The sequence below is a fragment of the Paradesulfitobacterium ferrireducens genome, from assembly GCF_017310645.1.
GTDB lineage: Bacteria > Bacillota > Desulfitobacteriia > Desulfitobacteriales > Desulfitobacteriaceae > Paradesulfitobacterium > Paradesulfitobacterium ferrireducens.
This window is the reverse complement of the sequence record NZ_JAFLRH010000040.1, coordinates 1-20,302: the sequence shown is the minus strand read 5'-3', so window position 1 is coordinate 20,302 and position 20,302 is coordinate 1. Positions and strand designations below refer to the sequence as shown.

The 20,302-nt window shown below is 48.9% G+C and carries 19 protein-coding genes and 2 rRNA genes; 12 read left to right on the top strand and 9 right to left on the bottom strand.

Features of this window, described 5'->3' with window-relative positions; translation table 11 throughout:
• Positions 1-36: 36 nt before the first annotated feature.
• From J0X21_RS12795 to J0X21_RS12765, 7 genes are all read right to left on the bottom strand, one after another.
• The gene (locus tag J0X21_RS12795) at positions 37-1,362 is read right to left on the bottom strand and encodes a SpoIID/LytB domain-containing protein (RefSeq protein ID WP_328812893.1); all 1,326 of its coding nucleotides are present in this window, start codon (positions 1,360-1,362) and stop codon (positions 37-39) included.
• An 86-nt stretch (positions 1,363-1,448) separates the two neighbouring features.
• On the bottom strand, positions 1,449-2,471 hold the full coding sequence (ruvB, locus tag J0X21_RS12790; protein WP_206812594.1) for a Holliday junction branch migration DNA helicase RuvB: 1,023 nt from the start codon (positions 2,469-2,471) through the stop codon (positions 1,449-1,451).
• 13 nt (positions 2,472-2,484) lie between these two features.
• A complete protein-coding gene (gene ruvA / locus J0X21_RS12785; protein WP_206812593.1) occupies positions 2,485-3,090 on the bottom strand; it encodes a Holliday junction branch migration protein RuvA in 606 nt (201 codons plus the stop codon).
• Complete coding sequence (gene ruvC / locus J0X21_RS12780; protein WP_206812592.1) at positions 3,087-3,584, bottom strand: crossover junction endodeoxyribonuclease RuvC; 498 nt, start codon at positions 3,582-3,584, stop codon at positions 3,087-3,089. The genes ruvA and ruvC overlap by 4 nt, the downstream gene beginning before the upstream one ends.
• Positions 3,585-3,799: 215 nt before the next feature.
• Positions 3,800-4,555, bottom strand: a complete 756-nt coding sequence (locus J0X21_RS12775; RefSeq protein ID WP_206812591.1) for a YebC/PmpR family DNA-binding transcriptional regulator — start codon at positions 4,553-4,555, stop codon at positions 3,800-3,802.
• 62 nt (positions 4,556-4,617) lie between these two features.
• Positions 4,618-5,532: a cysteine synthase A gene (cysK, locus tag J0X21_RS12770; protein ID WP_206812590.1), complete on the bottom strand. Its 915-nt coding sequence runs from the start codon at positions 5,530-5,532 to the stop codon at positions 4,618-4,620.
• A 111-nt stretch (positions 5,533-5,643) separates the two neighbouring features.
• Positions 5,644-6,069, bottom strand: coding sequence for a DUF3842 family protein (locus J0X21_RS12765; RefSeq protein WP_206812589.1), 426 nt, complete (start codon positions 6,067-6,069; stop codon positions 5,644-5,646).
• A gap of 487 nt (positions 6,070-6,556) precedes the next feature.
• Between J0X21_RS12765 and J0X21_RS12760 the strand changes: the two genes are divergently transcribed.
• The 12 genes from J0X21_RS12760 to hypF all read left to right on the top strand — a co-directional run bounded on the left by J0X21_RS12760 (position 6,557) and on the right by hypF (position 19,380).
• Entirely contained in the window at positions 6,557-6,775 is a 219-nt protein-coding gene (locus J0X21_RS12760; RefSeq protein ID WP_206812588.1) for an alpha/beta-type small acid-soluble spore protein, read from the top strand.
• Positions 6,776-6,929: 154 nt separating this feature from the next.
• Positions 6,930-9,140, top strand: coding sequence for a sigma 54-interacting transcriptional regulator (locus tag J0X21_RS12755; RefSeq protein ID WP_206812587.1), 2,211 nt, complete (start codon positions 6,930-6,932; stop codon positions 9,138-9,140).
• A 485-nt stretch (positions 9,141-9,625) separates the two neighbouring features.
• Complete coding sequence (locus J0X21_RS12750; RefSeq protein ID WP_206812586.1) at positions 9,626-10,723, top strand: hydrogenase small subunit; 1,098 nt, start codon at positions 9,626-9,628, stop codon at positions 10,721-10,723.
• Positions 10,723-12,282: a nickel-dependent hydrogenase large subunit gene (locus J0X21_RS12745; RefSeq protein WP_206812585.1), complete on the top strand. Its 1,560-nt coding sequence runs from the start codon at positions 10,723-10,725 to the stop codon at positions 12,280-12,282. The genes J0X21_RS12750 and J0X21_RS12745 overlap by 1 nt, the downstream gene beginning before the upstream one ends.
• 21 nt (positions 12,283-12,303) lie before the next feature.
• Complete coding sequence (cybH, locus tag J0X21_RS12740; protein ID WP_206812584.1) at positions 12,304-12,906, top strand: Ni/Fe-hydrogenase, b-type cytochrome subunit; 603 nt, start codon at positions 12,304-12,306, stop codon at positions 12,904-12,906.
• A 48-nt stretch (positions 12,907-12,954) separates the two neighbouring features.
• The gene (locus tag J0X21_RS12735) at positions 12,955-13,425 is read left to right on the top strand and encodes a HyaD/HybD family hydrogenase maturation endopeptidase (RefSeq protein ID WP_206812583.1); all 471 of its coding nucleotides are present in this window, start codon (positions 12,955-12,957) and stop codon (positions 13,423-13,425) included.
• A 20-nt stretch (positions 13,426-13,445) separates the two neighbouring features.
• Entirely contained in the window at positions 13,446-13,673 is a 228-nt protein-coding gene (locus J0X21_RS12730) for a HypC/HybG/HupF family hydrogenase formation chaperone (RefSeq protein ID WP_206812582.1), read from the top strand.
• A complete protein-coding gene (hypD, locus tag J0X21_RS12725; RefSeq protein WP_236006249.1) occupies positions 13,654-14,850 on the top strand; it encodes a hydrogenase formation protein HypD in 1,197 nt (398 codons plus the stop codon). The genes J0X21_RS12730 and hypD overlap by 20 nt, the downstream gene beginning before the upstream one ends.
• On the top strand, positions 14,819-15,856 hold the full coding sequence (hypE, locus tag J0X21_RS12720) for a hydrogenase expression/formation protein HypE (protein WP_206812581.1): 1,038 nt from the start codon (positions 14,819-14,821) through the stop codon (positions 15,854-15,856). Before hypD ends, hypE begins: the two co-directional genes overlap by 32 nt.
• 122 nt (positions 15,857-15,978) lie before the next feature.
• Positions 15,979-16,332: a hydrogenase maturation nickel metallochaperone HypA/HybF gene (locus J0X21_RS12715; RefSeq protein WP_206812580.1), complete on the top strand. Its 354-nt coding sequence runs from the start codon at positions 15,979-15,981 to the stop codon at positions 16,330-16,332.
• Position 16,333: 1 nt separating this feature from the next.
• Positions 16,334-17,005 carry a hydrogenase nickel incorporation protein HypB gene (gene hypB, locus J0X21_RS12710; RefSeq protein WP_206812579.1) on the top strand — a complete coding sequence of 224 codons (672 nt, stop codon included), beginning with the start codon at positions 16,334-16,336 and terminating at the stop codon, positions 17,003-17,005.
• 50 nt (positions 17,006-17,055) lie between these two features.
• Positions 17,056-19,380, top strand: coding sequence for a carbamoyltransferase HypF (hypF, locus tag J0X21_RS12705; protein WP_328812883.1), 2,325 nt, complete (start codon positions 17,056-17,058; stop codon positions 19,378-19,380).
• Positions 19,381-19,836: 456 nt separating this feature from the next.
• Here hypF and rrf read toward each other — a convergent pair.
• Both rrf and J0X21_RS12695 read right to left on the bottom strand, forming a co-directional pair.
• A 5S ribosomal RNA gene (rrf, locus tag J0X21_RS12700) occupies positions 19,837-19,953 on the bottom strand.
• A 230-nt stretch (positions 19,954-20,183) separates the two neighbouring features.
• Positions 20,184-20,302, bottom strand: a 23S ribosomal RNA gene (locus J0X21_RS12695); the annotation flags it as partial.

Genomic DNA, 20,302 nt, shown 5'->3' with positions numbered 1-20,302 from the left:
TCCGCTGAACACTGATGAATGTAACAGGGCAGAAGTCTACTCTCTTTGAACAATAATCGTATTCTCATAATAATAAGTGAGAATATCCCTGTAGCTATTGCCGAGTTGGGCCATGCGGTAGGCACCCCACTGGGACATCCCGACACCGTGCCCCCAGCCGCGGCCATTGATCACATACACTCCGAACGGCTGACTTTGAGGAGCTATTCCTTGGTAAGAACTTATCATCCGGTCTAGTCGGGGCCCCGGGCTTAATCCTTTAGAAAGCATCAAGCCCGTGCTTCCTGTTTCCCGGGAGCCCGACCTAATGAATTCCACACTGAACAGGCTTCCCAGCACTGCTTCTTCTTTAATCGGCTGGCCAAATGGATAAAAAGCCTTCACAAATTCACGTCCTGAAATGTCACGCGCTTGTCCCAGCCAGTCTTCCATCTTCACCATTTTTACCCTACCGGAGGGCAATTTGTCAAGGGACAATCTTCTGATCGGGCCTAAGCCAAATGTTTTGCCTAAAGCCGGCGCAGAAATGACAAAATGCCATCGGTCTACCGCTCCTCCGACCCCTTGGGAAAACGGATCAGGGCGGGAAGAGTAATGGGCATCGGTATTGCCCCAGACGTTTTTCGCATCTTCGGTATAGCCGCCGTTATGAGAAGAGTAAAGGGCATCTATCGGCTGGCGGGAGCGGGCATCAATCAATATCTCCCCCTTGGTTTCTTCTACAGCGGCAGAAGCTGCCCCTTCTACAGTCTTCCCTAAATAAGCCTGGTCAATATCCGGAGAATCTGTTATCGCTTGATTATTTTGGGTGTGCCTGGCCATAAAGGTGCGGGCTGCCACACTTTGGGCCTTCAAAGCCTCAAATGCTCCCTCGGCCCATTCATTGCTCATTTCCATCGGCACCACGCCTTTAAGATAATCTTCTTCCTCCAGTGTGTTCATCAGATTCCAATGAGCCCCCTGCCAGGTCAGGGCAAGGCTGCCACGGTAAACCACTTCCGTGCCGGAAGGATCTTTAATTTTAAAAGTTCCGGAACCCTGCGGCTTAAGTTCCAAAGTCTCGTTGGCAAAGATCGCATAATCCCCATGATTCAATCGTATCACCGGGCTTAATCCTCCCCAGCCGACTTGAAGTACCGAGCCCGGGGGCATAACGGCGGCCGGGGGATACCCGCTCAGTGTATAAGCACCTCCGGTAATCGCTATTTCTAACCACCCGGCTTGTGCAAACTTCCACACAAGTTTCACTTTAATTTCTTTCGCGAACACCGGCTGGGCTAATAGGGATAATGTCAAAATAACAATGCCGAAAACCGATAACAAAGTTACAAGAAAAGGCATTCTGCTCAATTTCAGGCGCACACAATACACCTCACTCTCTGAACAGATTGCCCGTTTTTCCTTCCTTATATTCTTTCCCGGCTCACTTCATGTTACGTAGACACTGGTTATTCATCCCCGAATAATCCCTTTTCCGTCTGCGGTACGGGAATCCCCAAATGTTCGTACGCCTTCTGCGTGGCCATACGCCCACGAGGGGTGCGCTGCAAAAAACCCATTTGCAGCAGGAACGGCTCGACCACATCCTCGATCGTCTCCGCCTCTTCTCCAATGGTGGCTGCCAGGGTCTCGAGTCCTACCGGACCGCCGGCAAAGGTATGGATAATCGTACTCATGGTTTTACGATCGATCTGATCCAAGCCTTTGGGGTCAACCTCCAAGCGGTCCAAGGCCTCCCGGGCCAGCTGACGGCTCACTACCCCGTTTTCCCAAACTTGCGCATAATCCCGCACTCGTTTAAGCAGGCGGTTGGCAATCCGGGGTGTGCCCCGCGAACGGCAGGCGATTTCATAAGCCCCTTCTTCCGAGATCGGTAAACGCAAAATATTGGCGGTCCGCAAAATAATCGTCATCAAATCTTCTACAGTATAAAACTCCAAACGGCTGATGACCCCAAACCGGTCCCTGAGCGGGGAAGTGAGCTGCCCGGCACGGGTCGTTGCCCCCACTAACGTAAAAGGAGACAAAGCCAGGCGGACAGAGCGGGCACTCGGGCCCTTCCCGATCACAATATCTAAACAGGTATCCTCCATGGCAGAATAAAGAACTTCCTCAGCAGTCCGGCTTAAACGGTGGATTTCATCGATAAAGAGAACATCGCGCGGCTCCAGGGTCGTTAGAATCGCGGCCAGATCCCCGGGACGCTCAATGGCTGGGCCTGAGGTGGTACGAATGTTCACACCCATTTCGGCGGCAATAATATTGGCCAGGGTCGTCTTGCCCAGACCGGGAGGGCCGTATAAGAGGACATGGTCCAAGGCTTCTCCCCGGCTGCTGGCGGCCTGGATAAAGATTTGCAGGTTTTCTTTGACTTTGGTTTGTCCGATGTACTCTTGCAAGCGGTGGGGTCTTAGAACCTCACCTTCCTGATCCAGCATTTGTTCCTGAGGAGCTACCAAACGTTCTTCCATCATCTTCTCCCCTCTAGCGCGTATTCGCTGCGCTGAGATAACGCAAGGCCAGCTTTAATTGCTGCTCTGTGCTTAGATTCTGCGCTTCTTCCAAACCCTGCCCTTGAACTTGAGAGAGGGCCCAGCGCGCTTCCTCCAGGCTAAATCCCAAGGCAAGCATGCTGTCTAAAACGTCGGAACCAGCGACAGCCGGTTCCAAGATGAATTTGTCTCCCGAACGGATTTTAAACTTCTCCTTTAACTCGAGAACCGCCCGTTGGGCCGTCTTTTTGCCAAGCCCCGGAACTTTAGTGAGCAAACCCACATTCTCTTGGGCAATCGCACTTTCGACTTGTTCTACGGTGAAAGTAGAGAGAATGGATAAGGCAGTCTTCGGGCCGATACCATTCACAGAAAGCATGGCCAAAAACAATTGCTTTTCAGCCATCGTTCCAAAACCAAAGAACAAAAACTCATCTTCCTTAGGAATAAGGTGTGTATAGAGCGTTAAGTCCTGTCCGACTTTCGTTTTATTTAACAAGACATTGGGAACGGAGAGTATGTACCCGACCCCATTGACATCTAAAACCAAGCGCTCCCCTGCTGCCTCCCAGACCTTTCCGCGCAGCATTCCAATCACGGTGATCCCCCCAGTTTATTATTCATTTTTAAACTGTGCGCATGGCAAATCGCAATCGCCAAGGCATCCGCGGTATCGTCCGGCTTGGGAATGGCTGACAAGGCGAGCAGGGCTTTTACCATATGCTGGACTTGCTGCTTTTCCGCTTTGCCATAGCCGACAACCGCCTGTTTGACCTGGAGCGGGGTATATTCAAACACAGGAATGTCGTGTTGGGCTGCAGCCAAAAGCACAATCCCCCGGGCATGTCCGACTGCCAGGGCAGTGGTGGTATTGCGGTTAAAAAAAAGTTGTTCCACTGCGATTTCGTCCGGCCGCCGGCTGCTTATCAATCCGGTTAATTCCTGATGTAAGAGCAGCAGGCGTTCCGGCAACGGGGTATTGGCCTCAGTCCGCCAAGCGGAATAGTCCAGGGCCTTTAAGACATTTCCCTTTTTCTCGATCAGCCCATAACCCATGATCGCGGTTCCCGGGTCTATGCCTAAAATAATCATCCTCTTCCTCCGGTCACGTCTTCCCTGGCAACCTGCCTTGCTCACCGGTATGCACAATGGGATAAGATTTACCTGTAGTAGTTCGACAGCTGGTGGATGATTCCTCTAATATAAGAACCCTCCCGAGAAAGATCATCACCCGTCTTCGGGAGGGTTTTTCCTATTTGTTCATAACTTATCCGCCGTTGATTGGTGCTCATGGGTGTCCACAGAAATTAGAGATCCGCTTCGGACAGAGAATCCGCCAAATCAAAATTGGTGTAGACATTTTGAATATCATCGTGCTCCTCAAGCGTTTCAATCAAGCGGATGATCTTTTGCGCCTGCTCGGCATCCGCAATTTCCACCGTGTTTTGCGGGATTAGGGTCACAGCCGCTTCCGAAATCGGAATTCCCTGGTCGAGCAGGGCTTGCCGTACACTTTCCATCTCGGTTGACTCCGTGTAAACCTGAAAGCTTTCATCCTCGCTTTGCATATCTTCCGCTCCGGCTTCTAGCACCATGAGCATTAAATCATCTTCACTCACCTTTAGCTCAGAACGCGGAACGGTTAACTGACCTTTCTCCTCAAACATCCAGCTGACACAGCCGGTTTCCCCGAGATTGCCGCCGTTTTTGGAAAAAATGTGGCGAACTTCTCCCGCTGTCCGGTTGCGGTTATCCGTCAAGATCGTGGCCATCACTGCAACACCGCCGGGCCCGTATCCCTCGTATTGCAGCTCCTCATAGTTGGAGCCTTCCCCGCCGCCGGCACCTTTTTGAATGGCCCTTTGGATATTGTCATTCGGCATATTGGCAGCTTTCGCATTGTCTATGGCAATTTTTAAGCGGAAATTATTGGCAGGATCCGGACCGCCGGCCTTCGCCGCTACAATCAGCTCTCTTCCAAGTTTGGTGAAGATTTTTCCCTTCTGCGCATCCACCTTGGCTTTTTTATGCTTAATATTAGCCCATTTTGAATGTCCAGACACGATGACTCCCCCTTGCATTAGTCCACAAATCATTGTAGCATAGGGGTTTTTCTTTTGTAAAGTTAACTAAATAGTTCCGTGCTCAAATAACGCTCGCCCGTATCCGGAGCAATCGCCAACACTTTCTTTCCCGCCCCCAATTTCCGGACGGCTTGCAGGGCTCCGGCCACGGCAGCTCCGGAAGAAATCCCCGCTAAAATTCCTTCTTCGCGCGGAAGCCTGCGTGCCATCCCCAACGCATCTTCATTTGAGACCGGAATAATCTCATCAATTAAATCCCGTCGCAACACTTCTGGGACAAACCCCGCACCAATTCCCTGGATTTTGTGCGGACCCGGATTTTTACCGGATAATACAGCCGACGCCGCAGGCTCCACTGCAAAAATCTTTACACCTGGTTTTTCTTTTTTCAAAACCTCAGCGACGCCTGTGATGGTACCCCCGGTCCCTACTCCCGCCACCACGGCGTCAAGATCGGGCAACTGGCGTAAAATTTCCAGTGCAGTGGTTTCTCTATGGGTCGCCGGATTTGCCGGGTTTTCAAATTGCTGCGGTATAAAATACCCGGGATTAGCCTGAACCAGCCGACTGGCTTCTTCAATTGCACCTTTCATGCCGTACGCTCCCGGAGTCAGCACAATCTCCGCACCAAAAGCAGCCATGAGCATCCTCCGTTCAATGCTCATCGTCTCCGGCATTACAATAATTAGACGGTAACCACGAGTTGCGGCTATCATCGCCAAACCTATCCCGGTATTGCCGCTGGTAGGCTCAACAATCGTTCCGCCCTCTTGAAGCAAGCCCCGTTCTTCCGCATCCTTAATCATGCCCCAGGCAATCCGGTCTTTAACACTTCCTCCCGGATTAAAATATTCAAGTTTTACATAAACCTCCGCCAAACCTGGCTCAGTAATCCGGTTTAAGCGAACCACAGGGGTTTCCCCAATTAAATCAATGATGGAACCAGCGATCCTCATTTTAATTACCCCATTTCCAATAGATTTAGTATGAATTAATTTTAAGTGCTTTTATATTTCCTGTCAATTCATTTTTCTTATACTGAATAGTTTTCTTATTATGGCTATACGTCATTCATATGTACCTTTAGCCTGAACACGCTTCTCTATTTCAAGAACGAGGGCTTCCACTTGATGCGGCAATGGTGCTTTAGCCACCCCAACAATTTGCACATTCTCTCTTTGGATCGGAAGTAAGAGTTTATCTGCCGGGCTAGTCGAAATGGCCGCTGCCATTGGAGCCGTGACTTCACCTAATAAACCGTTTACCATCATGATCGCAATCGATCCAGCAACCAAATCCACTCTGCCTGCATTATAACAGATCGCTGATTCTCCGGATGCCCCTTCATTCGCGCCGGCTCTAAGCATAGCTCCGGTAGCCAAGGCATTGGTGCCCAGTGCCAGAATTTCCAGATTGGGAATGCGCTTACGCAGTTGTTCTACGATATGCTTACCAATACCGCCACCTTGTCCATCTATGACCGCTATGCGCATCTCACCACTCCTTTCATCACTTTTCAGTTTAACGTATTCTTGTAAAGAATTCCAGTAAGATAGGACAAATTCTTCAAAACTCGATCATTTTAGAGGAGTCAATAAAAGTGCAAGAGTATAAATAATTTAATATTCTGAATTTGTAAAAAGGGGTAGTCAAACTTTGAGAAATAGGTTACAATCTAATTGTGAAAAGCACCAACTTTCACAACTAGTGTTCGAATACACTGGTTACCTTCTCATCTCACTCCTCCTCAATCTAACCCCTCTGCTCTATGCCCGCCTTTGAGGTGGGCTGCTTTTTTCTCTTTATAAGGAAAATTTATTAACTTAGTAACCGGCAAATAAAAGCTAAAAACCGCTTTATTTGGATGGCCCTTTCTTATTATGAAAATTTTTATGATCATAATTAGATGTAACATGCACAAGCTATAATTGCACTTGGAATTCTTCCTTCATTCCGGAAATAGCAGAGGAGGATGGTTATATGAGCCGAAATAAACCGGAAGTTCCTGAATCCGAAGCCCAATTGGACAAATTAAAATGGGAAGTGGCCCAAGAGCTTAATCTCGATGATGATATTGAAGAGCGCGGGTATGCCAATATGACTACTCGTGAAGTTGGGCAAATCGGGGGCAATATGGTAAAGAAAATGGTTGAGTATGCCGAGGAACAAATGGCTCACGGTGAAGATATCAGGGATTAAATAAATAAATGAAGTCATCCGGAGAGCGGTCAGGTATTCCTGGCCGCTCTCATTTACTGTCGCGTTTTGAAAATAATAATTGACAAACTAAATATTCATCCGGATACTGAAGATAATGCTGTCCATCTTTTAGACAACCACCGGAGGGATTAAGATGCCAGTCGTCAGAACGATCGAAGATAAATGCAAAGCCTGTTATTCCTGTGTGCGCAACTGTCCGGTAAAAGCCATCAAAGTAGAACTGGGGCAAGCCACTGTTGTCGAAGACCGCTGTATTAGCTGCGGCAACTGTGTGCGGGTCTGTTCCCAAAACGCTAAACAGATCGTAAGTTATGTCAAGGATACCGAAGGCTACCTGCTTCAAGAAGAGGTGGTCGCTCTCCTGGCTCCTTCTTTTCCAGCTTCTTTCTATTACCTGGAACCGGAACAGTTCTTTGCCACCCTCGAAGACCTGGGGTTTACCAAAGTGCTTGAAGTAACTCATGGCATCGAACTCACTGTCCCTGCTTACCGGGAATTCTTTAGCAACAATCCTGAAATGGCTATCAGTTCCTACTGCCCAGCCATCGTTGGAATGATTGAAAGGCACTTCCCCACCCTCATTCCTTACTTGGTCCCGGTGGACTCTGCTGTCTTGGCCAGCGCCAAATACGTCCGTCAGATATATCCCAAGGCCAAGATAGTTTTTATCGGCCCCTGCATCGCTAAAAAGGAAGAAATGACTGAGTTCGGCCAGGGTGTGCTTGATGCGGTACTTACTTTCAAAGAATTGAAAGAGATGCTGGAAGCCAGGGGACTGCACCATTTGCTTGACCGTTCGATCCCCCCACGCCCTCACGGGAATTCTCTTCCTCCTTTGTTTCCTTTAAGCGGCGGGTTGGCCCGCAACCTGGATCCGGAAGGGACGCTTTTCCGAGAAGAAGAAATTGCTGTTGTTGACGGCAAAGAGGACTCCCTGGAGTTCCTGGGCAACTTGCGCGACGGCCTCGTCCATGCCCGATTCATTGACATCTTGCTTTGCAGGGGATGTATTGATGGACCGGAAATGGACAGCCCGCTCGATCTGTTCAGCCGGAAATATCAAATATATAAATATGCCCAGCGGAAAATACGCGATGAGTTGGAAGTCACCTTACCTCTTGATTTGCACCGAGAATTTACGGATAAGCACCAATTGCTTCAGGAGCCAAGCGAATCCGAGATAAAAGAAATACTTCGTTATACAAACAAATTCAAACCTGAAGATGAATTGAACTGCGGCTCCTGTGGGTATAACACCTGCCGTGAAAAGGCGGTCGCTGTGTACCAGGGCTTAGCGGAAATCGACATGTGCCTGCCCTATCTTATTGAACAATCTCACGGAGAAATTGAAGTCTACAAAGAGCGTTTGCGTTTTAAAGAAACCTACCATGAAAACGAGCAGTTTCTCATTGGCATCAGCACAGCCAATCAGGAACTTCGCCGTTTGGCCGTCAAAGCCAGCCGCAACGATGCCAATATTCTGATCCAAGGTGAAAGTGGGGTTGGCAAAGAAGTTTTTGCTCAATTTGTGCATAAACTCAGCAATCGCAGGGATAAACCATTCTTAGGCATTAACTGTACGGCCTTACCGGAAAATCTTCTGGAGTCAGAGCTCTTCGGTTACGATGAGGGAGCGTTCACCGGAGCTAAAAAAGGTGGAAAACCAGGTAAGTTTGAGTTGGCCAAAGGAGGAAGCATTTTGCTGGATGAAGTGGGAGACATGCCCTTATCCATGCAGGCTAAGCTTTTGAGGGTTCTCCAAGAGCGCGAATTCGAACGGGTCGGCGGCACACATACCATCCGGCTTGAGGCTCGTATAATGGCTGCCAGCAATCGTGACTTACGCCGTCTTGTTCACGAAGGAAAATTCCGGGCCGACCTCTTTTATCGCCTTAATGTAATTAACATTTCCATTCCTTCTCTACGCGAACACAAAGAGGACATTCCCCATCTGGTAACCCATTTTTCCCAAAAAATGGCCCAAGCCCGGAAAATTCTTCCCAAAATTTTCAGTGAAGAAGCTGTCGAATGTTTTATGCAATACGATTGGCCCGGCAATGTTCGTGAATTAGAAAATATAATCGAACGCCTATTATATACTGTGGACGAAAATGTTATCTCGATTTACCATTTACCCGCTTTCTTGATTAAACATACGGAAAACCGTCCATCTACAGAACTAAAACCCTTAAAAGAGGCCGTACAGGACCTGGAACGAAGAATGATTATCCAAGCTTTGAAGTCCTGTGGCGGCAATCGCGCCGCCGCAGCTCAAAACCTCGGCATGCCCCGGGCAACCCTCTATTTAAAACTTAAAGAATATGGCTTGTTGGAAAAGAATTAAAAACTTACTTAAATTCAAAATCAATCATTCTGCATTTTCTACTGTCTAACTTTTTGACATGTCTAGAAGTTAGACAGTTTTTGTTTTCCGGGCTTTGCAACCGGGAAATTCATTCATGGGCACTCTTATGTGTCTAGTTTTTTGACAGATTTTTATGAGGAAACCCTTTCTTTCAGGTATTAAGGATCCAGTAGTCAGAATATTTCCAGACGATAAGATTGTTCTTATGTTCTTGATAAAGAGTTATAGCTAAATCTACGATTTAGCTATAACTCTTATCCAGGTAAGGATAAACCGTCTCTCATGCAGACTCCTGGTTTCTCCCTCCTTGTGTCTGCCTCCTCACTCCTAACTCGTGAGTAGCTACACAATTTCATTCATTGGTATGGTTCTTGCTTGAATGCAATAATCAGATAACTCAAATAGCAGACAATTCAGAAAATTAATAATTGCTATTGAGGGGTTAATTTTTAGGAGGTGTGCCAATGGATTTTCAATCTCGTCTTGAAGCGAGAGGGTTAAGCAGGCGCGATTTTATCAAATTAATTGGAACCGTTACTGCTGCTCTACAATTACCCGCGATCTATCAGCCGCGTATCGCGCAAGCGGTCGAAAATGCCGCCAACAAACCCGCTGTAATTTGGCTGGAGGGTCAAGACTGCACAGGATGTACCGAGTCCATCTTGTCCTCATTCAATCCCGGCCCTACGGAAATCGTTCTTGATTTACTCTCCATCCGTTACCATGAAACCATCATGGCCGGAGCAGGTGAAACAGCAGAATCCTGGCTGGCCGAAAACATTAAACAAGGTGGCTACCTGCTCGTTGTTGAAGGTTCCATTCCGACTGCAGATGACCGTTTTCTAACCATCGGAGGACGACCCTTCCGACAAATTCTGCAAGAAGCTGCCGCCAATGCGGCTGCTGTGGTACCTATCGGAGCCTGTGCCTGCTATGGAGGCATCCCGGCTGCCGGCCCGACAGAAGCCAAAGGGGTCCAGGACATTATCAGCGGCAAACCAATTATCAATTTACCAGGGTGCCCCGTTAAACCCAACTGGCTCTTGGGAACAATTCTCCATTATTTGGTATTTAATCAAGTTCCAGAGTTGGACAGCAATAAGCGCCCTCTGGCATATTTCGGGGGTCTGCTCCACGACAACTGCCCGCGCCGGGGCCACTTTGAAAAGGGAGAATTTCTCACGGATTGGAACGATCCGGCTCAAAAGGATTTTTGCTTGCTTCTGCGTGGTTGCAAAGGACCAAAAACCTATACGGATTGCGCCCAGAGCTGGTGGAATGACGGTGTCAACTTCTGCATAAACGCTTCCTCTCCCTGTGCCGGATGCACCCAACCCGAGTTCTACGCCGCAGGTTTATCTGATAACCGTGCAGGCTTAGCTCCCCTGTATGTGCGGACTGACACGATGAGCCTGCCGGGAATCGGCGGGGTTAATCCGGAAACTGCAGGAAAAGTAATGGCTGGAGCTTCGGTTGCCGGCGCAGGCATTCATCTGGTTGGAAATATAGCAACCGGACGACTCAAGCAAGAAAAAGCAGAAGAAGGAAGGCGGGATAAATAATGGCCCAGAAAATCGTGATTGATCCCATTACTCGCATTGAGGGGCACCTCAAAGTCGAAGTGGAAATAGAAAATGGCAAAGTCGTGAATGCTAAAGCCAGCGGGACAATGGCCCGGGGAATTGAAACTTTACTCAAAGGCAAGGATCCGAGGGATGCAACCTATGTCACGGAACGGGTCTGCGGAGTGTGTGCCGGATCGCACGGTTGGGTTTCCTCAGTGGCTGTGGAAAACGCCCAAGGAGCAAAGCTGCCGCAAACGGCCCGGGTTCTGCGCAATCTTATTCTGGGAGCGATGTGGCTTCATGATCATCCTTTGCATTTTTATCACCTCTCCGCCTTGGATTATCTGGATGTGACTATGGTAGCATATTACCAAGGCCAAGATCCCAAATTGCTCGCTGTCAAAGATAAAATTGTGAAACTGGTTAAAGCCGGGGATACTTCCCCTCTCCTCCCCCGGTACAAACCGGATGAATTCAGCGTTAACGACCCAGATCTGGTTACCACTGCTGTGTCGCACTATCTGATGGCCTTAGAAATGCAAGCCAAAGCCAAAAAGATGTCGGCAATTTTCTCCGGCAAACAGCCGCATCAATCCAGTATTGTGGCAGGTGGCGTGACCATGCTCCCTGATCTTAGTAAAATTGAGCAATTCCGCAGCCTTTTGGCTGAACAAAGCGACTATGTCGAAAAAGTTTATTGGCAGGATGTACTTACTTTCGGGGCCGGACCGCTTCTGCCCTTGGCCCGTGCAGGAGTAGGCGGTGGTCATGGGCATTACCTTACCTATGGAGGATTCCCTCTGGACGATAAAGGTAAATTCCTGTTCCCTGCAGGAGTGATTTTCGACAATCAGTTTGGCAATGTCCTCCCAGTCGACCCCGCTCAAATCTCGGAGGCCGTAAAATATTCCTGGTACTCGGAGCAAACAGGATCCAAAAATCCTAGTGAGGGCGAAACCATCTTTGATCTCAATAAGCCTGAAGCCTATTCTTTTGTCAAGGCTCCCCGTTATAACGGAAAACCAATGGAAGTCGGCCCGTTAGCGCGAATGCTTGTGCTTAAACCTCAGCCCTTCATGGATCTTGTGACAAGATACGGGATTAAACCAGGGGCCGTAGCCCGCCATGCTGCCCGCGCCTATGAAACGGTCCTCCTGGCCAAAGCCATGCCGGCCTGGTTAGATGAGTTGGAAGATCTAATTAAACACGGGGAAACGAGAATCCACGACACCGAGCACTGGGATCCCCCGGCAACTGGTGAAGGCAGCGGCTTAATTGACGCCCCAAGGGGCGCTCTTGGCCATTGGATTCAAATTTCCGGTCATAAAATTGCCAACTACCAGATGGTTGTCCCTACTACCTGGAACCATTCCCCCCGCGACGAACACGACCAACCCGGCCCCCTCGAACAGGCTCTCATCGGAGTGCCCGTACCCGACCCGGAAAACCCAGTGAACGTTGTGCGCGTCGTTCGCTCCTATGACCCCTGCCTGGCCTGCGCCATCCACATCATCCAACCCGAATCCAACCGGATACTGGAATTCCAAATTGGTTAATTTATGAAGGAGGAATGCGTAATGAACACCCATCACTTTCCCCAAAGGGTTGCCCACGCACTAAATCTCCTGGCTATTTTAGCGCTCACTGCCAGCGGCTTTTATATCCACAGGCCTTCCTCCCCGGGTCTCATGGGCCAGGTTCGCTACCTGCATTATATAGCAGGTTTTGTCCTCCTGCTGAATTTGGCCGTTCGCGTCTACTATGCTTTTTTCGGACGCTACCGGGACTATCAGGAATTCAAGCCTAACTGGCGCGGTTTACTCCAACAAATCAAATATTATTTTTTCTTAACTAAACATGAAGTAAAAGACGGCCTTTACAACCCTCTGCAACGTCTTGCCTATCTGGGAGTAGTCTTGCTCATCGTTCTTCAGGGAATAACCGGTTTTGCGCTGGGCTGGCCGGGCGGGGCCATGGCCTTTTTGGTGAACCTGCTTGGCCTGGCCGAAATCCGTGCCATTCACTACCTGTTCACCTGGGTGTTTATTACCTTTATAATTATTCACCTCTACCTCATTTTCACCGAAGCACCGCAAGCCTTGGTTGAAATGTTTTGGCGTGGAAAGGAAACAAACTTAAACACCGGTTTGAACAAAAAAGTAGCGCGGGAAAGGATCTAACAAAGGATTACGCTTAAGTGGTTCGCCTGAGCTCAAGGAGATGAAGTCATGTTTGCAGGGAAACCTAAGAAAAGAACCTTGATCCTAGGAGTTGGAAACGAACTTCTTCAGGATGAAGGGCTCGGAATCCACGCCGTGCGCCTGTTGCAGACCTACGGCCTCCCTCCGGAAGTGGATGTCATTGAAGGTGGTACGGCAGGGCCTCAGCTCCTGTCCTACCTGGATGATGTGGAACGTTTAATCGTACTTGATTGCATCGATGCCCAAGCTGCTCCCGGTTCCATTTTCCGTTTTAAGCCTGGAGATTTAGGTTCCTTTCCCCGGGATTATACGGCTTCAATTCATGATGTCGGGCTTTTGGAAGTCCTGCAAGTAGCTGACTTCTTGGGACGGGAGTTTGAGGCGGAGGTTTTTGCCATGCAACCGGCAAGCATTGCTTGGGGCCTGCAACTCTCACCGGAAATACAGAGCCGTTTGCGTCACTTCACAGATTTAGTTTATCGTGAGCTTAATTCATAACTATAGGGGGAATAACTTAAATGTGCCTGGCTGTACCTGCGAAGGTGATAAACATTCTAAATGATTTTACGGTAGAGGTTGAAACATTCGGCAACATCGCCCAAGTCAATACAAGTCTGATTGAGGATGTTAAGTTGGATGACTATGTTTTGGTTCACGCCGGCTTCGCCATTGAAATCGTGGATAATCAATCGGCCGCAGAAAGCCTGGCTCTCTGGAGGGAACTCTATGCAGCAGATTCCATCTAATAGTCAATCTAAAGGAACACAAGCATCCGTCAATCCCGGTATGCGCTTTAACCACGTGCAAATCGGCAAAAATATGCTTACCGAGATTAAAGAACGCTTAAATAGTTGGCAGGAAGAGCATGGACGCAAGCTGGTTCTCATGGAAGTCTGCGGCACCCATACTGTAGCTCTTTCTAAAAGCGGCATCAGGGATGCCCTGCGTCCTTGGGTAGACTTGCGCAGCGGCCCCGGCTGTCCCGTGTGTGTAACCGACCAAGCCGATATCGATTATATGCTGGAACTCTCTACCCTGCCCGGGGTTACAGTCACAACATTCGGCGACATGATGCGCGTTCCGGGCAGCCGGGGTGATTTAGCCCGGGCCAAAGCCAATGGCGCAGATGTCAAAGTTGTCTATTCTCCGCTTGAGGCTGTGGAGATAGCTAAATCCGAACCACAACGCCACGTTGTCTTTATGGGCATCGGTTTTGAAACCACCGTTCCCACCATTGCGGCAGCCCTGGAAAGAGCCGAAGCCGAGAACCTGGATAATTTCAGCGTTTACGCCGCGCACAAGCTCACCGCTCCTGCTGTCGAGACACTTCTTCAGGATCCGGAGCTCAAGCTGGATGGTCTCATACTCCCCGGTCATGTTTCAGTGATAACCGGACGATCCTACTTTTCATTTGTGGCCGATCAATACGCCTTGCCGGCAGCCATAACGGGCTTTGATGCTTTAGACATCTTAGCCGGGCTCAAAGATATCCTCGACCAGTATTCCCAGCTCACGCCTCGGGTAACTAACTGCTACCCCCGGGTTGTGCGGGAAAATGGCAACCGCAAAGCCTGGGGCTTAGTCGAACGCTTCTTTACAGGGGATACCGTCAAATGGCGAGGTTTAGGCGAAATTCCGGAAAGCGGACTAGTCTTGCGCCCACCGTACGCCCGTTTCGACGCCAGCAAACGTTTTCCTCTGACCCTGCCGGCATCGCATACCCCCAAGGGTTGCCTTTGCGGCAATGTGCTCAAAGGAAAAAACCTACCGTTTGATTGCAGGCATTTTGCCGTTTCCTGCACTCCCGTCCATCCTGTGGGCCCATGCATGGTGTCCGGGGAGGGAACCTGCTCCACTTATTACAAATATGAGAGAAGGGATGGCAGCGGCTATGACACACACACCGCCCTCGCTGCTGAATGAACCGGCTGAGGAAAGACTCCTTCTCGCCCATGGGGACGGAGGGATTCTCACCCATCAACTGATACAGGGCCTTTTTCAAAAATATTTCAGGGCGCCGGAACTTATGGCCCTCACGGATGCAGCAGTCTTATCCGGTGCCCCGGATTTGGCTCTCACCACAGATTCCTTCGTGGTTAATCCCCTGTTTTTTCCCGGCGGGGATATCGGCAAACTGGCGATCGCCGGTACGGTCAACGACCTGGCCGTCAGCGGTGCCCAAGCAAAATACCTAACAGCCGCTTTCATCCTCGAAGAAGGCCTGGAGATTTCCCTCCTGGAAAAGGTTGTTGCCTCGATGGCTTCCACCGCCCGGACCGCCGGAGTCAGTATTGTCACCGGAGATACTAAAGTCGTGGAACGGGGTAAAGGAGACGGGATCTATATCAATACAACCGGCTTAGGCCTCGTGCGCAAGAAGGAACTTGGTTATCACAGGATTCAACCCGGAGACAAAATTATCCTCAACGGCGGCATTGGGGAACATGGCCTGGCCGTCTTGATAGAGCGGAACCAATTTCGGTTTAGCGAAAGCATTCAGAGCGACTGTATGCCCTTAAATGCCCTAATCACTCCACTGTTGGATCAGTTTGGGACAGACATCAAGTTTATGCGCGATCCGACCCGCGGGGGTTTGGCCACAACAGCTAAGGAAATTGCCTTATCCGGCAGCTGCGATCTATGGCTGGAGGAAACCGCCATTCCCGTGCGGGATGAGGTTCGGGGTGCCACAGAATTTTTGGGGCTTGACCCGCTCTACTTGGCTAACGAGGGAAAAGTCTTGACCATTGCCGCTCCCGAGCGGGCAGCAGAAATCGTTCGCTTTATGCATCAATTGCCGGAAGGCAAGGACGCGGCCATTATCGGAGAAGTCCGAATCGGTCAGGGGCAGGTATTCTTACAAACTCCCCTGGGAGGCACCCGAATCCTGGATATGCTGGCCGGGGCTCCTTTACCGCGTATATGCTAGTGTGGATCTATGGCTAAGTATGGACATAGTGAGCATGGCCGGAGTTTTCCGGCCATTTGCTCTCAAGAGTATCACATACCTCGAATCATTTTAAGTTGGTTGTCAGACAAGGAGCAAAAAAAATGCATGAAATGAGCCTGATGGCTGAAATGATCGAATTGTTAGGCTGCAGCGCGCGGGAGAACAATATTGACAAAATCATTAAAGTACACCTTGTGGTGGGGAAAATGACTATGGCTCTTCCTGACGCTTTAACGATGGCCTTTGATGTTTTCAAAACCGAGGATATATTTGCCCCCTCCGCTGAGTTGACTATTGAGCAACGTGAAACCATCGCTAAGTGCCGTACCTGCGGAAGCACCTTTTCCGCTCCGGACAATTATCTCTTTATCTGCCCCACTTGTCAGGGGCTTCGCATAGAAATCATTTCCGGAAGAGAATTGTATATCGCCAGTTTCGAAGGAGAGGAGGCCTAATATGACCATCAGGGTGGAACTTGGCACTTCTTTGTTGGCTCGTAACGAAGAAATGGCCGCAGAGATTCGCTATTTATGCCAAGACAACAATATCTTTCTTGTGAATATCATGAGCTCACCGGGAGCCGGTAAAACCACGCTCTTGGAAAAGAGTCTAAACTTTTTAAAAACACACATAAAAGTCGCGGTTATTGAGGGAGACATCGCCACGACCCGCGATGCCGACCGCATCTCTGCGCAAGGTATCAACGCCGTACAACTCAATACAAATGGTGCCTGCCATTTAGATGCCCGTATGGTTTATCAAGCTTTCCAAAAACTGGACTTAAGCGCTTTAGACTTAATTCTCGTTGAAAACATAGGCAACCTGGTCTGCCCAGCAGAATTTGACCTCGGCGAAAACCTCCGTATCGTTCTTTTAAGCATAACTGAAGGTAATGATAAGATCGTTAAATATCCTGTAATGTTTAGAGATGCGCAAATGTTTCTTCTGAATAAAATCGATCTTTTACCTTATACGGATTTCAATTTGGCAGAATTAGAGAAAGATCTGAGGACCATAAATTCTGAGTTGGAAGTATTTCATGTATCCGCCCGCCTGGGTCTAGGCATTGAAGCTTGGAGCAACCGTCTTATTAGTATTGTAAGAAATCACCGGCGATCTGAATCTTAACCAAGCATGGTTATTTAGAAAAAGATATAAGATTAGCGGAAAGGAGCGGAATGATGGCCGAAGCAACTTGCCGGCAAATTGTGGTCACAGGGATGGTCCAAGGTTTAGGATTTCGTCCATACATTTACCGCCTCGCTCAAACCTGGGGGTTAAAAGGCTGGGTTCTTAACTCCGGTCAAGGTGTCACCATTGAGATTCAAGGTCCTGCCATGAGCATTGAGGGTTTTTGCCGCGATTTGCCCGCAAAGAAACCCCCATTAGCCGAGATTGTGAGTTTTAATTACAAGAGTGTCCCCCTCAACGACTACTCGGACTTTCGCATTCTTGAAAGCCAAAGAACTGGGGATTCCCAAGTGCTTGTGCCTCCGGATTTGGCCATCTGCCCCGAATGTCGTGCCGAGGTTTTGGCCGAGGCTGAACGTTATCACTACTATCCTTTCACGAATTGCACCCACTGTGGTCCTCGCTTTACAGTCATTAAGAGTTTGCCTTATGACAGGGATCGCACTTCAATGGCCGAATTTCCGATGTGTCCGGAGTGTCATCAAGACTATCACAATCCAGGGCACAGGCGTTTTCATGCCCAACCCACGGCATGTAATTTCTGCGGCCCTCAAGTCACTTTATTTAATAAGCATGGCTTTCCGGTAAGCGGAGACTGGCTCGCAAACCTCCATCAGTTTATTGAAGATGGAAAAATTGTAGCGGTCAAAGGCATCGGCGGTTTTCACCTGGTCTGTTCTGCCTTAAACACAGATGCAGTTCAAAGCCTGCGCAGGGCCAAAAAACGTCCTTTTCGCCCATTCGCTGTTATGGCCAAGGATTTAGAGACCGCAAAACGTTATTGCCATGTCTCTCGGGAAGAAGCTGCTCTTCTAACCAGTCCTGCTGCCCCAATTGTAATACTGGATACCATCGAAGGAACTATACCTGTACTCGCCCCCAACAATCCAACCCTCGGCCTCATGCTACCTTATAGTCCTTTGCACCTCCTGCTTTTTTCTGAGCATGTCGATCTTTTAGTCATGACAAGCGGAAATGCTCGCGGATTGCCAATAGTAAAAGACAATGATGAAGCATTCAGGCATCTTGCACCATTTGCAGACTATTTTTTGATGCACGACCGCGAAATTATCAGCCGCTGTGATGACTCAGTTGTACGTGAAATCTCAGGAGGAATACAGTATCTTAGACGATCAAGAGGTTATGTACCCAGTCCATTTCAATTGGCGTTTTCTGTAAATGCGCATGTTTTGGGCATGGGCAGCGAAATAAAAAATACACTTTGCTTACTCAAAGACAACAATGCTTTCTTAAGCCAGCATATCGGAGAGATGAGCAGTCTGGAAAACCTGGCTAACTACCAAGAAATTCTTCACCATCTGAAGACATTATTCGAGATCGAACCATTGGTAATCGGCTATGACCCACACCCCAACTCCACGCTGCATATGATCTTAAAAGAAATGACAGCTAAAGCAGACCTTTCGAAAAAACCGCTGGCAACATTCCCGATTCAGCACCATCATGCCCATATGGCTTCCGTTATGGCTGACAACGGCTTAGAAGGAGATGTCATTGGGGCTATTTTGGATGGCACCGGTTACGGATTAGACAATACACTTTGGGGTTTTGAAATCCTTGTCGGAAATTACACCCACTTTACCAGGCTTATTCACCTCGCCAATGTCCCACTTCCCGGAGGAGAAAAAGCCATTCGTAATCCTTGGATTGTGGCTACAGCTTACCTTTTAACGAACTTAGGTAAAGAAGGAAAAAGCCTGGTAACCAGACTATTTCCTGATCATGCCGCAAAGATCCCCATGCTGGAACGCATGATTATTGAACATATCAATACCCCTGGCGCTTCAAGCGCAGGCAGATTATTTGATGCTGTGGCGGCTCTTTTAGGGGTATGTTTAGAAAATACGTATGACGGTCAAGCAGCCATAGAGTTGGGAGAATTGGCCCGTACAGTTTATAGGAAGATGCCCTTAAGCCAAGCAAACTGGATCAAAACCCCATATCCTTTTTATCTTAATCAAGGCATTCTTGAAATTAGCGGACTGTTGCGGGAAATAATCCAGGACCGATACCGTAAACATTCTGCAAAACACATCGCTTTGAAATTTCATTACACCATCGCGGAAATGATTGTCGCGAGCATTCAGCACGCACATTCCGCAACCAATCTTAAACGAGTGGTTTTAAGCGGTGGAGTCTGGCAAAACCCTTTGCTTTTGGAATTAGGATCGGAAGCTTTGATAAAACGGGGCTTTTCGGTATTTACTCATCGTAAAGTACCTGCAAATGATGGAGGGCTTGCCTTAGGACAAGCTGCCGCAGCGTACCATATGTGGCTATCCAAGAACTGACATGGGAACCATCTTACTCGAACTTCCTTAAAATAATTAAAGAGTACTTATCTGGATAAGATAAGTACTCTTCGTGTTACCTGGCAACGACCTACTTTCCCAGGACCCTTCGGTCCAAGTAAGGCGGCGCGCCTCAGTAAATATCTGTTGGCAGCGCGCTCGCCGCAAAACCATCCACTGGATGGTTTCGTATCGGCCCTGGAGACAATGCTCTCCGGTCAGAGCATCGCCGAAGCCGCCTGCTACAAAACTTTCTAGACGGCTGAGGATGCTTGACTTCCGTGTTCGGGATACGAAATGATCCAGTGGATCATTTCGCCGGAGCGCTGTTCTGGTGAGAATCACTTCGCGCGGAGGATGTACGGGTGGAACGACCCCAGAGTCTCTTGCACGTAATTAAGTTTTCACGTTGTGAAAGACAAAGAGACTATCTCTTAAAGATAGTCTCTTTTGTTTACCTGGCAACGACCTACTTTCCCAGGACCCTTCGGTCCAAGTATCATCGGCCCTGGAGGTCTTAACTTCCGTGTTCGGGATGGGAACGGGTGGAACCCCTCCGGCATTGTCACCAGATCTTACTCGCAGTCCGAAATCCGTCGTCCGAAGTCCGAACTTGAGTATTCTTTTTAGTTTTTGAGAGGCATTCTCTCAAAACTGCACAGATCTTTCTTATCAAAGGATCACGCACTCACTTTCGTTTGAGCCCCAGTGAGCCAAACCTTATTTCGTGTTGTCTTTCGAAGTCTTTCGTCTTCCGCCTTCAGTCCTCTCGGACTTCGGACCTCAGACCACGGACTTCGATCTAGGTCAAGCCCTCGACCGATTAGTACCCGTCAGCTCCATCCCTCACGGGACTTCCACATCGGGCCTATCAACCTGATCATCATTCAGGGGTCTTACCAGCTTATGCTGTGGGAAATCT

What these genes read in the sequence shown, in the direction of transcription:
- ruvB (WP_206812594.1), bottom strand. Translation starts at nt 2,471, where the DNA reads ATGGAAGAACGTTTGGTAGCTCCTCAGGAACAAATGCTGGATCAGGAA.
- ruvC (WP_206812592.1), bottom strand. Translation starts at nt 3,584, where the DNA reads ATGATTATTTTAGGCATAGACCCGGGAACCGCGATCATGGGTTATGGG.
- cysK (WP_206812590.1), bottom strand. Translation starts at nt 5,532, where the DNA reads ATGAGGATCGCTGGTTCCATCATTGATTTAATTGGGGAAACCCCTGTG.
- J0X21_RS12765 (WP_206812589.1), bottom strand. Translation starts at nt 6,069, where the DNA reads ATGCGCATAGCGGTCATAGATGGACAAGGTGGCGGTATTGGTAAGCAT.
- J0X21_RS12760 (WP_206812588.1), top strand. Translation starts at nt 6,557, where the DNA reads ATGAGCCGAAATAAACCGGAAGTTCCTGAATCCGAAGCCCAATTGGAC.
- J0X21_RS12755 (WP_206812587.1), top strand. Translation starts at nt 6,930, where the DNA reads ATGCCAGTCGTCAGAACGATCGAAGATAAATGCAAAGCCTGTTATTCC.
- J0X21_RS12750 (WP_206812586.1), top strand. Translation starts at nt 9,626, where the DNA reads ATGGATTTTCAATCTCGTCTTGAAGCGAGAGGGTTAAGCAGGCGCGAT.
- J0X21_RS12745 (WP_206812585.1), top strand. Translation starts at nt 10,723, where the DNA reads ATGGCCCAGAAAATCGTGATTGATCCCATTACTCGCATTGAGGGGCAC.
- cybH (WP_206812584.1), top strand. Translation starts at nt 12,304, where the DNA reads ATGAACACCCATCACTTTCCCCAAAGGGTTGCCCACGCACTAAATCTC.
- J0X21_RS12735 (WP_206812583.1), top strand. Translation starts at nt 12,955, where the DNA reads ATGTTTGCAGGGAAACCTAAGAAAAGAACCTTGATCCTAGGAGTTGGA.
- J0X21_RS12730 (WP_206812582.1), top strand. Translation starts at nt 13,446, where the DNA reads ATGTGCCTGGCTGTACCTGCGAAGGTGATAAACATTCTAAATGATTTT.
- hypD (WP_236006249.1), top strand. Translation starts at nt 13,654, where the DNA reads ATGCAGCAGATTCCATCTAATAGTCAATCTAAAGGAACACAAGCATCC.
- hypE (WP_206812581.1), top strand. Translation starts at nt 14,819, where the DNA reads ATGACACACACACCGCCCTCGCTGCTGAATGAACCGGCTGAGGAAAGA.
- J0X21_RS12715 (WP_206812580.1), top strand. Translation starts at nt 15,979, where the DNA reads ATGCATGAAATGAGCCTGATGGCTGAAATGATCGAATTGTTAGGCTGC.
- hypB (WP_206812579.1), top strand. Translation starts at nt 16,334, where the DNA reads ATGACCATCAGGGTGGAACTTGGCACTTCTTTGTTGGCTCGTAACGAA.
- hypF (WP_328812883.1), top strand. Translation starts at nt 17,056, where the DNA reads ATGATGGCCGAAGCAACTTGCCGGCAAATTGTGGTCACAGGGATGGTC.